General features: G+C 72.3%; 10 protein-coding genes. 8 read left to right on the forward strand and 2 right to left on the reverse strand.

Annotated features, from left to right (window positions below; all coding sequences use genetic code 11):
* Nucleotides 1–117: 117 nt before the first annotated feature.
* The 6 genes from OG552_RS33855 (at nt 118) to OG552_RS33880 (ending at nt 9,453) form a co-directional block, all read left to right on the forward strand.
* On the forward strand, nt 118–1,074 hold the full coding sequence (locus tag OG552_RS33855; RefSeq protein WP_329139586.1) for a hypothetical protein: 957 nt from the start codon (nt 118–120) through the stop codon (nt 1,072–1,074).
* Nucleotides 1,075–1,115: 41 nt separating this feature from the next.
* Entirely contained in the window at nt 1,116–2,645 is a 1,530-nt protein-coding gene (locus OG552_RS33860; protein ID WP_329139588.1) for an APC family permease, read from the forward strand.
* Nucleotides 2,646–2,726: 81 nt separating this feature from the next.
* Nucleotides 2,727–4,733 carry a primary-amine oxidase gene (locus OG552_RS33865; RefSeq protein ID WP_329139590.1) on the forward strand — a complete coding sequence of 669 codons (2,007 nt, stop codon included), beginning with the start codon at nt 2,727–2,729 and terminating at the stop codon, nt 4,731–4,733.
* 95 nt (nt 4,734–4,828) lie between these two features.
* A complete protein-coding gene (locus OG552_RS33870) occupies nt 4,829–5,992 on the forward strand; it encodes a CaiB/BaiF CoA transferase family protein (protein WP_329139592.1) in 1,164 nt (387 codons plus the stop codon).
* A gap of 26 nt (nt 5,993–6,018) precedes the next feature.
* Entirely contained in the window at nt 6,019–7,233 is a 1,215-nt protein-coding gene (locus tag OG552_RS33875) for an acetyl-CoA C-acetyltransferase (RefSeq protein ID WP_329139594.1), read from the forward strand.
* Nucleotides 7,234–7,254: 21 nt separating this feature from the next.
* Nucleotides 7,255–9,453: a 3-hydroxyacyl-CoA dehydrogenase NAD-binding domain-containing protein gene (locus OG552_RS33880; protein ID WP_329139596.1), complete on the forward strand. Its 2,199-nt coding sequence runs from the start codon at nt 7,255–7,257 to the stop codon at nt 9,451–9,453.
* Nucleotides 9,454–9,542: 89 nt separating this feature from the next.
* On the opposite strand, the gene OG552_RS33885 is transcribed toward OG552_RS33880, so the two are convergent.
* Nucleotides 9,543–10,250 (reverse strand): MerR family transcriptional regulator, encoded by a 708-nt coding sequence (locus tag OG552_RS33885; RefSeq protein ID WP_329139598.1) that lies wholly within the window; start codon nt 10,248–10,250, stop codon nt 9,543–9,545.
* An 86-nt stretch (nt 10,251–10,336) separates the two neighbouring features.
* Between OG552_RS33885 and OG552_RS33890 the strand changes: the two genes are divergently transcribed.
* On the forward strand, nt 10,337–11,770 hold the full coding sequence (locus OG552_RS33890) for a M1 family metallopeptidase (protein WP_329139600.1): 1,434 nt from the start codon (nt 10,337–10,339) through the stop codon (nt 11,768–11,770).
* A gap of 40 nt (nt 11,771–11,810) precedes the next feature.
* On the opposite strand, the gene OG552_RS33895 is transcribed toward OG552_RS33890, so the two are convergent.
* Complete coding sequence (locus OG552_RS33895) at nt 11,811–12,872, reverse strand: fatty acid desaturase family protein (protein WP_329139602.1); 1,062 nt, start codon at nt 12,870–12,872, stop codon at nt 11,811–11,813.
* A 232-nt stretch (nt 12,873–13,104) separates the two neighbouring features.
* Here OG552_RS33895 and OG552_RS33900 point away from each other — a divergent pair, with 232 nt between their 5' ends.
* Nucleotides 13,105–13,635 carry a GNAT family N-acetyltransferase gene (locus OG552_RS33900; RefSeq protein WP_329139604.1) on the forward strand — a complete coding sequence of 177 codons (531 nt, stop codon included), beginning with the start codon at nt 13,105–13,107 and terminating at the stop codon, nt 13,633–13,635.
* Nucleotides 13,636–13,658 lie beyond the last annotated feature (23 nt).

The following is a 13,658-nucleotide window of genomic DNA, read 5'->3' on the forward strand; positions in this document are numbered from 1 at the left end:
GTAACGATACGGGACTACACCGAGACAACAGATGCGGGCTTGTAGCAGACTGCCGCCTACCGGTTGGCTGTTCGCGATCACTCGACGTAACGCGCTGCCGTGGAGGGCTGCCCGCGGATGACCCCACCGCCGCCACCCTTCCGCTTCACGCGTGGCAAGGACGACGTGGCCTTTGACCCCGCCTTCGGCGACGAGGAACTCGTCACCGCCCGCGCGGCCCTGACGCAGGGGCGCTGGGACGGGGTCCGTGCGCTCCTCGCCCGTACCGGCGATGAGTGGGACAGCCGTGGGCACCGTCTGGTTGTACTCGGCGAGGGAAAATCCACCGCGGCCTGGGCCGACGAGTGGCAACTGGCCGAGCCGGAGAGCGCCGACGCCGCCGCGCTCACCGCCTCCGCCGCTGTCTTCCGCGCCGCCATCGGCAAGCAGAGCGCCGAGTCCGCCCGCGACGCGTGTTTGCGGGTGGCCAGGATGACCCCGGCCGACCCGACGCCCTGGCTCGGCCTGCTGGTGCTGGCCCGCCGCACCGGCACCGACGACGAGCAGGTGCGCGCCTTCGACCAGGTGCGCGGCCGGCACCGCGGCCACCACCACGCGCACTACCTGATGACCCAGTGCCTGGCGGAGCGTCAGAAGACCGACGGGGACGACCCCTTCCACGAGGTGTACGAGTTCGCCGAGTGGGCGGCGGGCGAGGCGGAACCCGGTTCGCCGCTGAAGGTGCTGCCGCTGGTCGCCCTGGTGGAGCGGTACCGGGCGCTGGCCGCCTCCGGGGCGCTGCCCCCCGACCCGTCCCGGCTGGCCTACTGGAACAGCCCGCGGGCCCGCACCGCCATGCGCGCCGCCTTCGACTGGTGGCTGGACTGGGACGAGCGCAAGCACCCGCGGCTCGCACTGGACCTGAACTACCTGGCATTCGCGAAATTCCACTCCGGTGACACGGTCGCCGCCGCCGCCCTCTTCAACCGGATCGGGCCGCAGGCGACACGTGTTCCGTGGGCGTATCTCGACAGCGACCCGAAGAAGACATTCCGCGCCGCGCGCAACTACGCGCTCGGTTTCGGTTCCTCGTAAGTCCCGCATCCGCAACGCCTCCACCGGAAGGAACCGCAGCCATGCTGACGGGCAGTACCACCGAGATCAGCACGTTCAAGGGTGAGGACCGTGCACTGCGCGCGGACCGGATCGGTACTCCGGGTCTCCTCCTGTCGGTCCTCGCGGCCACCGCACCGCTGATGGTGATCGCAGGCGTGGTGCCCACCACCTTCGCCGCGGTGGGAATCGTGGGCGTGCCGCTGATCTTCCTCATCCTCGGCATCGTCCTGGTCCTGTTCAGCTTCGGATACGCCGAGATGAGCCGGCATGTGCACAACGCCGGTGCCTTCTACGCCTACATAGCCCGTGGACTGGGCGGCACCGTCGGCGCCGCGGCCTCCTATGTCGCCCTGGCCTCGTACAGCATCCTGCAGTGCGGCATCTACGGCATCTTCGGCTTCGAGATCTCCAGCCAGATCGCCGTGCACTGGAACCACACCGTCGACTGGTGGTGGCCGGCCCTCGGCGGTGTGGTCGTCGCGGGCGTCTTCGGCGCGCTGAAGATCGACGTCAACGCCAAGGTGCTCGGCGTGCTGCTGCTCGTCGAGACCGCGCTCATCGTGATCTTCGACGTCAGCTTTCTCTCCGACCCCGGCCCGCAGGGCGTCTCGCTGCACGCCTTCTCGCCCGACGCCGTCACCGGCGCCGGCTTCGGCACCGCGCTCTGCTTCTGCATCGCCGGCTTCACCGGCTTCGAACAGGCACCGGTCTACGCGGAGGAGACCGAGAAGCCGCAGCGTGTCGTCGCCCGGGTGATGTTCCTCGCGGTCGGCTTCGCCACCTTGTTCTTCGCGTTCAGCGCCTGGGCGATCACCGTGGCGGCCGGCCCGTCGGGTGTCGTCGACGCCTCGCGGAAGAGCCCGACCATGATCTTCGACCTCAACGAGGCGCGGATCGGCAACACCTTCACCGACATCCTGAACGTCTTCTTCATCACCGGCATCTTCGCCTCGCTGCTCAGCTTCCACAACGTGGTCGCCCGGTACGCCTTCGCCATGGGCCGCGACGGTCTGCTGCCCAACGCGGTCAGCAGGACCAGCCGCAGGGGCGGTGCCCCGGTCGTCGGTTCGATGATGCAGACCGTCATCGCCCTGGTGGTCGTCATCGCCTTCGCGGTCACCGACAACAAGCCCGGCGGTGACCCGTCGTTCGCACCGATGCTGCGGCTGTTCACCTGGGCGGGCAACGTCGGCGCGCTCGGCGTGGTGCTGCTGATGGCCGTGTCGTCCATCGCGATCATCGTCTTCTTCATCAAGCGCGGCGCCGCCCGGGTGCAGGCCTTCCGGCTGGCCACCTCCGCCGTCGCGGCTGTCGCCCTGCTGGTCATCGCGTTCTACGCGGTGAAGGACTTCAAGGTGCTGCTCGGTGTCGACCCGGGCTACGGCCTGCGCTGGTGGCTGCCCGGCATCGTCGGGATCGCCGCCCTGCTCGGCCTGGTCTACGGCACGGTGCTGAAGGTGAAGAACCCCACCGCACACGCCCGGATCGGCCAGGGCAACGAGGCGTTCCAGCTCGACAAGGCGGCCTCCGCCGCGGAGCCGACCGCCTGACAACGACCTCCGACGGCCCGCCCCGCCCACCCGGGCGCGGGCGGGCCGTCCCCTTTCCGCCCTCGGCCCTCGGGACGCGCCATGACCTGCTGCTCCACGGACTCCACAGATTCCACCGGCTCCATCGGCTCCACCGACCCCGCGGCCACGACCGCGTCAGCCGCCCCGCACCCGCTCGACCCGCTCACCGCCGCCGAGATCACCACCGCCCGCGAGGTGCTGGTGGCCGAGGGCCGGGTCACCGCCGGCACCCGCTTCCCGCTGGTGCTCTGCGACGAGCCGGACCGGCACACGGTCCACGCCCACCGGGAGGGCGACCCCTTCTCCCGCCGGGTCCGGGTCACCCTGCTGGACACCGCGACCGGCCGCGGCGCCGAGGCACTGGTGGACGTCACCGCCCGGCTGCTGCTGTCGTACCGGGAACTCGACGCGGCGACGGACGGCCAACCGCCGCTGCTCTTCGAGGAGTACGAATCCTGCGACGAGATCGTCAAGGCCGACCCGGGCTGGCGCAAGGCGATGGCCGACCGCGGTGTCACCGACCTCTCCCTGGTGATCGCCGCGCCGCTGGCGGCCGGCAACTTCGGTATCGCGGCCGAGACCGGCCGCCGGATGCTCCGCTCGCTGACCTTCCTGCGCTGCTCCGAGAGCGACAACCCGTTCGCGCACCCGGTCGGCGGCCTGGTCGCCGACGTCGACCTCACCGAACGCCGGGTCCTGCGGCTGATCGACACCGGCGTCGTCCCCACCCCGGCCGAATGCGGGCGCTACGAGGCCGAGTTCACCGGCCCGGCCCGCACCGACCTGCGCCCGCTGGAGATCACCCAGCCGCAGGGGCCGTCCTTCACCCTGGAAGGACCGGTGCTCAGCTGGCAGAACTGGCGGCTGCGGCTGGACTTCAACGCCCGTGAGGGCCTGGTGCTGCACCAGCTCACCCACCGCGACGGCGACCGCGAGCGGCCGGTGCTGCACCGCGCCTCGATCGCCGAGATGGCGGTGCCGTACGCAGAACCCGACGCGGCCCGCAACTGGGTCTGCTACCTGGACGCCGGCGAGTACCTGCTGGGCCGCAACGCCAACTCACTGCGGCTGGGCTGCGACTGCCTCGGCGAGATCACCTACGTCGACGCGCTGCTCACCGACGACCACGGCCGCCCCGAGCCGCTGCCCAACGCGATCTGCATCCACGAGGAGGACGCCGGGCTGCTCTGGAAGCACACCAACATCTTCGACGACTTCGCCGTGGACAGCCGCCGTTCGCGCCGCCTGGTGATCTCGTACATCGCCACCCTCGGCAACTACGACTACGGCTTCTACTGGTACCTCCACCAGGACGGCACCATCGCCTTCGAGGCCAAGGCCACCGGGCTCGTCCAGACCTCGGCCGTGGCAGCGGGCACCGACTCGCCGTACGGCACCGAGATCGCACCCGGGCTGCTCGCCCCCAACCACCAGCACCTGTTCTGCGCCCGGCTCGACGTGGCGGTCGACGGCCCGGCCAACACGGTCGAGGAAGTCGACGTGGTGCGGGTGCCGATGGGGCCGGACAACCCCAACGGCAACGCGTTCACCAGCCGGGCCACCCCGATCACCGACAGCGGCGACGGCGGCCGGGTGGCGGACGCCTCGGCCGGCCGGCGGTGGCGCATCGCCAACCCCGGCTCGCTCAACCGGATGGGCCGCCCGGTGGCGTACACCCTGCTGCCCGAGCAGAACCCGCTGCTGCTCGCGCAGCCGGGTTCGCCGGTCGCCGAACGGGTGGCGTACGCGACCCGGAACCTCTGGGTGACCCGCTACCGGCCCGAGCGGCACTACCCGGACGGCGACTACCCCAACCAGCACCCGGGCAGGACCGGCGTCGTCAGCTGGGCACAGCCGGGCGAGTCGCTGGAGAACACCGACCTCACGCTCTGGCACTCGTTCGGCCCCACCCACCTGCCCCGGTTGGAGGACTGGCCGGTCATGCCGGTCGACGTGTGCGGCTTCACGCTCAAGCCGACCGGCTTCTTCGACCGCAACCCGGCGCTCGACCTGCCGGCGGAACAGGGCCACGGCGGCGCGGACCACCAGGACCACTGCCACCCCTGACGCTCCGTGGGCGGGCGCGGCCGGCCGGGGGACCGGCTGAGCAAGCGCTCAGCCGGCCCTTGCCAAAACTGGAACACGTTCTTAGCATCGCTGATGTGACATCAGAACTGTCAGACCGGGCGCCGGCCACCGCCGGGCCCGGTCCCCTGGCAGGCATCCGCGTCGTCGAGCTGGCCGGGATCGGGCCGGGCCCGTTCGCCGCCATGCTCCTCGCCGACCTCGGCGCCGACGTGGTCCGGGTCGACCGGCCCGGCGGCCCCGGCCTCGGCATCGACCCGGCCCGCGACGTCACCAACCGCAACAAGCGCTCGGTCCTGATCGACCTCAAGGCCGCCGACGGCGCGGACACCGTACTCGGCCTGGCCGAACGCGCCGACATCCTGATCGAGGGTTACCGTCCCGGGGTCGCCGAGCGGCTCGGCGTCGGCCCGGACGCGTGTCTGGCCCGCAACCCCCGGCTGGTCTACGGCCGGATCACCGGCTGGGGCCAGGACGGACCGCTCGCGGCCACCGCGGGCCACGACATCGGCTACATCGCGGTCACCGGCGCCCTCGCCCTGAGCGGCAGGCAAGGGCCGCCGTCCGCCCCCGCCAACCTGCTCGGCGACTACGCCGGCGGCTCCCTCTACCTCGTCACCGGCGTGCTCGCCGCCCTGCACCACGCCCGCGAACACCGCAGCGGCCAGGTGGTGGACGCGGCCGTCGTGGACGGCACCGCCCACCTGACCGCGATGATCCACGGCATGCGCGCGGCCGGCGCCTGGCAGGACCGCCGTGGCGCCAACCTGCTGGACGGCGGCGCGCCCTTCTACGGCGTGTACGAGACCGCGGACGGCGGCCATATGGCGGTCGGCGCCCTGGAACAGCGGTTCTACGACGAATTCGCCGCGCTGCTCGGCCTGTCAGGCCCCGAGGCGGCGCTGCGCGCCGACCCGGCCCGCTGGGAGACGCTGCGCACCGCCGTCGCCGCCCGGTTCCGTACCCGCACCCGTGACGAGTGGACCGGCGTGTTCACCGGCACCGACGCGTGCGTCGCCCCCGTACTCTCGCTCGCGGAGGCACCCGGGCATCCGCAGCTGTCCGCCCGGGGCACCTTCACCGAGGACGCCGGGACGGTCCAGCCGGCGCCCGCACCCCGCTTCTCCGCCACCCCGGCCGCCCTGCGCCGGCCGCCCGCGCCACCGGGGGCGCACACCGCGGACGTCGCCGCAGACTGGGACGTACCCGCACTGCTCGGCAGACCCGGACCGCGAGCCTGACCGCCCCCTCACCGAAAGGCACGACGTTGAGCACCGACGCCTACGTCTACGACGCCGTACGCACCCCGCGCGGGCGCGGAAAGGCGAACGGATCCCTGCACGGCACCAAGCCGATCGACCTCGTGGTCGGCCTCATCCACGAACTGCGGCGCCGCTTCCCCGGCCTCGACCCGGCGGCCATCGACGACATCGTGCTCGGCGTGGTCAGCCCGATCGGCGACCAGGGCTCCGACATCGCCCGGATCGCGGCCATCGCCGCCGGACTGCCCGACTCGGTGGCCGGCGTCCAGGAGAACCGCTTCTGCGCCTCCGGCCTGGAAGCGGTCAACCTGGCCGCCGCCAAGATCCGCTCCGGCTGGGAGGACCTCATCCTGGCCGGCGGCGTCGAGTCCATGTCCCGGGTCGCCATGGGCTCCGACGGCGGGGCCTGGGCGATGGACCCCATGACCTCCTTCAGCACCGGCTTCGTCCCGCAGGGCATCGGCGCCGACCTGATCGCCACCCTCGGCGGCTGGACCCGCCACGACGTGGACTCCTACGCCGCGCTCTCCCAGGAACGCGCCGCCGAGGCATGGAAGGACGGCCGCTTCGCCCGCTCCGTCGTCCCGGTCCTGGACGCCAACGGACTGACCGTCCTCGACCACGACGAGCACCTCCGCCCCGGCACCACCCCCGAGACGCTGGCCGCCCTCAAGCCGTCCTTCGCGGCGATCGGCGACGCCGGCGGCTTCGACGCGGTCGCCCTGCAGAAGTACCACTGGGTGGAGAAGATCGACCACGTCCACCACGCGGGCAACTCCTCCGGCATCGTGGACGGCGCCGCGCTGGTGGCCGTCGGCAGCAAGGAGATCGGCGAACGCTACGGGCTGACCCCCAGGGCCCGGATCGTCTCCGCCGCCGTCTCCGGCTCCGAGCCGACCATCATGCTCACCGGCCCCGCCCCCGCCTCCCGCAAGGCCCTGGCCAAGGCCGGACTGACCATCGGTGACATCGACCTGATCGAGATGAACGAAGCCTTCGCCGCCGTGGTGCTGCGCTTCGCCTCCGACATGGGGGTCGGCATCGACAAGGTCAACGTCAACGGCGGCGCCATCGCACTGGGCCACCCGCTCGGCGCGACCGGCGCGATGCTCCTCGGCACCCTCATCGACGAACTCGAACGCCGCGACCTGCGGTACGGACTCGCCACCCTCTGCGTCGGCGGCGGCATGGGCGTCGCCACCGTCGTCGAACGCATCTGACCCCCTTACGGAGCCCCTGACATGAGCGAGTCCACCACCATCGGCTGGGAGCAGGACACCGACGGCATCGTCACCCTCGTCCTGGACGACCCCGGCCAGTCGGCCAACACCATGAACGCGGCCTTCGCCGATTCCCTGGACGCGGTCCTCGACCGCCTGGAGACCGAGATCGCCTCGGTGCGCGGAGTGATCATCACCTCCGCCAAGAAGACCTTCTTCGCCGGCGGCGACCTGCGCGACCTGATCCGCGCCACGCCCGACACCGCGGAACAGGTCTTCGCCGGCTCGATGCGCATCAAGCGCTGCCTGCGCCGCCTGGAGACCCTCGGCAAGCCGGTGGTCGCCGCCATCAACGGCGCGGCCCTCGGCGGCGGTTACGAGATCGCGCTCGCCTGCCACCACCGCATCGCCCTCGACGCGCCCGGCACCAAGGTCGGCTGCCCCGAGGTCACCCTCGGCCTGCTGCCCGGCGGAGGCGGCGTGGTCCGTACCGTACGGCTGCTCGGCATCGCCGACGCACTGCTCAAGGTGCTGCTCCAGGGCCGCCAGTACGCCCCGCGGCGCGCCCAGGAAGCCGGCCTCGTCCACGAGGTCGCCGCCGACCGCGAGGACCTGCTCGCCCGCGCCCGCGCCTTCATCCACGCCAACCCCGAAGCCCGCCAGCCGTGGGACGCCCCCGGTTACAAGATCCCCGGCGGCACCCCCAAGAGCCCGGCCTTCGCCGCGAATCTGCCCGCCTTCCCGGCGAACCTGAGCAAGCAGCTGGCCGGCGCGCCCTACCCGGCGCCCCGCAGCATCCTGGCCGCCGCGGTGGAGAGCTCCCAGGTCGACATCGACACCGCCTTCACCATCGAGGCCCGGTACTTCACCGAGCTGGCCTGCGGCCCCGTCTCGAAGAACATGATCCAGGCGTTCTTCTTCGACATGCAGGCCGTCAACTCCGGCGCCAGCAGGCCCGAGGGCATCCCGCCCCGGCAGGTCACCAAGGTCGCGGTGCTCGGCGCCGGCATGATGGGCGCCGGCATCGCCTACTCCTGCGCCCGGGCGGGCATCGACGTGGTGCTCAAGGACGTCACCCAGGAAGCCGCCGACCACGGCAAGGCGTACTCCGCGGGACTGCTCGACAAGGCGCTCGCCAAGGGCCGCACCACCCCGGAGAAGCGCGACGCGCTGCTGGCCCGGATCACCCCCACCGACGACCCCACCGCACTGGCCGGCTGCGACGCGGTGATCGAGGCGGTCTTCGAGGACGCGGCCCTGAAGCACAAGGTGTTCCAGGAGATCGAGGGCATCGTCGCTCCCGACGCGCTGCTGTGCTCCAACACCTCCACCCTGCCCATCGGGCTGCTCGCCGAAGGGGTGCAGCGGCAGGGGGACTTCATCGGTCTGCACTTCTTCTCGCCGGTCGACAGGATGCCCCTGGTGGAGATCATCCGCGGGGAGCGCACCGGCGACGAGGCGCTGGCCCGCGCCTTCGACCTGGTCCGGCAGATCCGCAAGACCCCGATCGTGGTCAACGACTCGCGTGGCTTCTTCACCTCCCGGGTCATCGGCCACTTCATCAACGAGGGTGTCGCCATGGTCGGCGAGGGCATCGCCGCCGCATCGGTCGAACAGGCCGCAGCCCAGGCCGGCTACCCCGCCAAGGTGCTCGCGCTGCTGGACGAGCTGACCCTCACGCTGCCCCGCAAGATCCGCCGCGAGGCGCGCGAAGCGGTCGAAGCCGCGGGCGGCGTCTGGCGGGAACACCCCGCCGAGCGGGTCATCGACCGGATGGTGGACGACTTCGGCCGCACCGGCCGCAGCGGCGGGGCCGGCTTCTACGACTACCAGGACGGCCGCAGGACGGGCCTGTGGCCCGGTCTCGCCGAGCACTTCGGGACGCCCGCCACCGCCGGGGACCGGACCGGCACCCCGGCGGCGCGGATCCCGTTCCGCGACATGCAGGAGCGGATGCTCTTCGCCGAATCGCTGGACACCGTACGGCTGCTGGAGGAGGGCGTGCTCACCTCGGTCGCCGACGCCAACATCGGCTCGGTACTCGGCATCGGCTTCCCGGCCTGGACCGGCGGGGTGCTGCAGTACATCAACGGCTACCAGGGCGGAGTGGCCGGATTCACCGCCCGCGCCCGGGAACTGGCCGCTGCCTACGGCGAGCGGTTCACCCCGCCGGCGCTGCTGGTGGCCAAGGCCGAGGCCGGCGAGCGGTTCACGGACTGAAGCCGGCGCCGGGCCGTGTCCGACACCTCCCGCCTGCCCCGCCCCGCGGGCGGAACGGCGCCATCCGTCGGACACGGCTCAGCGGCGGTTCACCCGTCCGGCCGGGTATCAGGCCAGGCCCGCACCTCCTCCTGGAGCGAGCGCTGAAAGGTCGTCACCAGCGCCTGCACCACGAGCGGCTGCATCTGCGCGGACAGCGACCGCATCGCCGCCGCCTGCTCCGGCTCTGGCCGCCACACCTCGGCCCGGAAGATCCGGCTGATCTCCCGGGCCGCCGCCCGCGCGTGTTCCAGCATCACCTCGCGCGCCGCCAGGATCGCCTCCAGCGGGACCGGCATGTCCAGCAGCCGCATCCCCAGGTGCAGAGTGCCAGGGTCCACCCGGAAGGCGTCCGGGTCAGCGGTGCGTTCCAGCACGTTCATCGCCGCCAGCCGCTCCAGATCGGCCTCCGCCAGCCGGCGGCCGGCCCGGTGCTCCAGCTTCTCCCGGTCGATCTCCTCGACATCCTCGGGCAGCCACGACGCCACCAGGGCGCGGTGGATCGCCAGGTCATGGGCGCTGATGCCGGCCGGCAGCTGCCGCAGATAGCGCTCGATCGCGGCCAGCGTCAGCCCCTGGTGCCGCAACTCCTCGATCAGCGCCAGCCGCGACAGGTGGCCGGGCCCGTACTGCCCCACCCTGCGCGGTCCGATGACCGGCGGCGGCAGCAGGCCGCGTCCGCTGTAGAACCGGACGGTCCGTACGGTCACCCCGGCGCGGGCGGCCAGTTCGTCGATGGTGAGAGCGCTGTGCGGCACCGGGACAGTATCGCTGTGCCACCGGACGTGTGAAAGAGCGCCGGGGCCGCCCGTGGCAGGCGACGCGGCGGCCGTACGCTGGCCGGATGCTCTCTCGTGCGGTACGTGTCCGGTGGCGGGCCGCCGTACCCCTGCTGCTGGCCTGCTGCCTGTCCTGCACCGGCGGCGGCAGCGGCGAAGGCGTACCGACCCCCCTGCGAGGGGCGCCCGCGGGGGCGCCAGGCGTCGGGGACCCGCTCTTCCCGCAGGCCGGGAACGGCGGCTACGACGTCACCCACTACGGACTCGGCCTCTCCTACGACCCCGCGTCCGGGCGCCTCACCGGCACCGCCACCGTCACCGCGACCGCCACCACCGACCTCGGCCGCTTCGACCTGGACCTGGCCGGACTCACCGTCGGCCGGGTCACCGTCGACGGCAGGCCCGCGACCACCGCCAGGTCCGGCACCGAACTGGTGGTACGGCCGGCCGCTCGTCTCACCCGCGGCGCCCGCTTCGTGACGACCGTCGCCTACGCGGGCGTCCCCGAACTTCTCACCGACCCGGACGGCTCCCACGAGGGCTGGTTCCGTACCGACGACGGGGCGGTGGCGCTCGGTGAGCCGGTCGGCGCCATGACATGGTTCCCCGCGAACAACCACCCCTCGGACAAGGCCGCCTACGACATCACCGTCTCGGTCCCCGACGGCCTGAACGCGGTCTCGAACGGTGAACTCGCCGGCCGTACCGGCTCCGCCGGCCGCACCGTCTTCCACTGGCGGACCACCGAGCCGATGGCGACCTACCTCGCCACCGTCGCCATCGGCCACTTCCGGATCACCCGGTCCCGTACGCCCGCCGGTCTGCCCCTCTACGTCGCGGTCGACCCGCACTCCGACGACCCGCGGAGCGCCGCCGCGCTCCGGCACATCCCGGAGATCCTGGACTGGGAGAGCGGGCTCTTCGGCCGCTACCCCTTCGCCTCGGGCGGCGCGATCGTCGCCCATCTGCCCAGCGGCCAGGGCGGTTACGCGCTGGAGACCCAGACCAGGCCGGTCTTCCCCGGTGACAGCGGCCCGCCGGCCGTCGACACCACCACCTTGGTGCATGAGCTCTCCCACCAGTGGTTCGGCGACTCGGCCACGCCCCGCTCCTGGCCGGACATCTGGCTGAACGAGGGCTTCGCGACCTACACGGAATGGCTCTGGCAGGAGCACGAAGGCGGCAGTTCGGTGGCCCGCAGCGCCGCCGACGCCTTCGCCGACCCCGCCACCTGGGCCTTCCCGCCCGCCGACCCGACGCCCGCCACCCTCTTCGACCCGCCCGTCTACCAGCGCGGCGCCCTGGTCCTGTACGAACTGCGCCGCACCCTCGGCGCCACCGCCTTCGCCACCTTGCTGCGCACCTGGCCCGCCGCCCACCGGTACGGCAACGTCTCCACCGCCGACTTCACCGCCTTCTGCGGGCGGCTGACCACGAAGGACCTCACACCCCTCTTCGCCACCTGGCTCTACGGCAGGACGAAGCCCGCGCGGCTGTGACAGCGGGCGTCCCGGCGGGGGTGCGCTGTCCCGTGGCCGGTCACCGCAGCGGCGCACCCACCGCGTTCATGTGGCCCAGCGCCTGGGCGTAGGACGTGAACAGCCCGGTCTCGGTGTACGGCACGCCGAGCCGCTCGCAGTGCGCGCGGACCAGCGGCTGCGCCCGGCGCAGATGGGGGCGGGGCAGACTCGGCACGAGGTGGTGCTCGATCTGGTAGTTGAGGCCGCCGAGGAAGAAGTCGGTGAGCGGATTGCCGCGGACATTGCGCGAGGTGAGGACCTGGCGCCGCAGATGCCCCCAGCGGGCGCCTTCCTCCGGCATCGCCATACCCTTGTGGTTGGGGGCGAAGGAGCAGCCCAGGTGGAGGCCGAGGAGCGCGTGGTGCAGGGCGGCGAAGGTGATCGCCTGCCCGAGCGGCAGCGTGCTGAGCAGCAGCGCCGTATAGCCCGCCAGGTGGGCGACCAGCAGACCGCCCTCGACCGCCCGCTCCCTCGCCGGGAGCCGCCGCAGGTCCTGGAGGCTCGCCACCTTCAGGGCCAGGCCCTCCAGCAGGACCATCGGGAAGAACAGCCATGCCTGGTATTTCGTCAGGAACCGTGCGAAGCCCTCCCGTTCGACCGCCTGCGCGCGGGTCCACACCAGCGCGCCCACCTCGACATCCGGGTCCTTCCCGACGTGGTTGGGGTTGGCATGGTGACGGTTGTGCTTGTCGGTCCACCAGCCGGCGCCCATGCCCAGCAGCAGATTGCCGTGGAAGAGCGCCAGCGCCCGGTTGACCGTCCGGCTCGCCGCGATCTGCTGGTGTCCCGCGTCGTGCCCGACGAACCCGCTGCGCCCGGAGAACACCGCGGCGGGCACCGCGAGCGCCAGCACCCACCACGAGCCGCTGCCGCCGACCAGGGCCACCGCCGTCCACACCGCCGCCAGGGCCAGCAGATTGGCACCGATCATCAGCGTGTAGTGGCCGGGCCTGCGGCGCAGCAGACCGGCGTCCTTGATCTGCCGCAGCAGCGGCGCGAATTCGCTCCCTCCGCCCGCCGCGCCGGGATCCCCGTCCGGCGGGGAGGAGGTGACGGCGAGTGTGCTGCTGGCGGCGGGCATGGGCGCTCCTCGGAAGCGGCGGCGGATTGCTCCCGCGTACGGCTGGGCGCCGGACACGGCATACGGCTCGGATCGCCGCTGGTGACCGCGGCGAACGGCCTTACCGGCCGCCCTTAAGACGCTAGGGACCGGTACCGCCCGCGGCCATGGCGCCATCACCCCGCTTCCCGGGGGGCCGGCCCGGCGGAAAACCGGGGGATAACCCCACCCGCCCCCTGCCAGGATGACCCGTGTGACGACCGACGACGCGATGACCAAGGACCGCGGCGTGGCAGGCTGGACCGTGGCCCGCCATCCGGTGACCGCCCCCGAATCCGACGCCTTGCTGCGCCGCTACTACACCGAACTGATCGCCCGCTACTACGACCGCCCCACCACCGATGAGGAGGTCACCGCGGTCATGGCGGAGATGCCCAGCGACGATCTGGCGCCGCCCACCGGCGACTTCCTCGTCGGCCGCCGCGCCGGCGTCCCCGTCGGCTGCATCGGCCTGCGGGTGCTGGACGCGACGACCGTCGAGATGAGCCGGATGTACGTCGCCCCCGAGGTGCGCGGCCAGGGCATCGCGGGTCTGCTGATCGCCGCTCTGGAGCGGGTCGCGGTGGACGACTTCGGGGCCGCACTCATCCGGCTCGACACCCGCAAGGACCTGGTGGAGGCCCGCGGGCTGTACGCCAAGCACGGATACGACGAGATCGCGCCCTACAACGGCAACGCGCTCGCCGACCACTGGTTCGAGAAGAAGCTGGGCCGACCTGGATAATGCGGGCAGGAGTCCAGCGAAGA

The organism is Streptomyces sp. NBC_01476 (genome assembly GCF_036227265.1).
GTDB lineage: Bacteria > Actinomycetota > Actinomycetes > Streptomycetales > Streptomycetaceae > Actinacidiphila.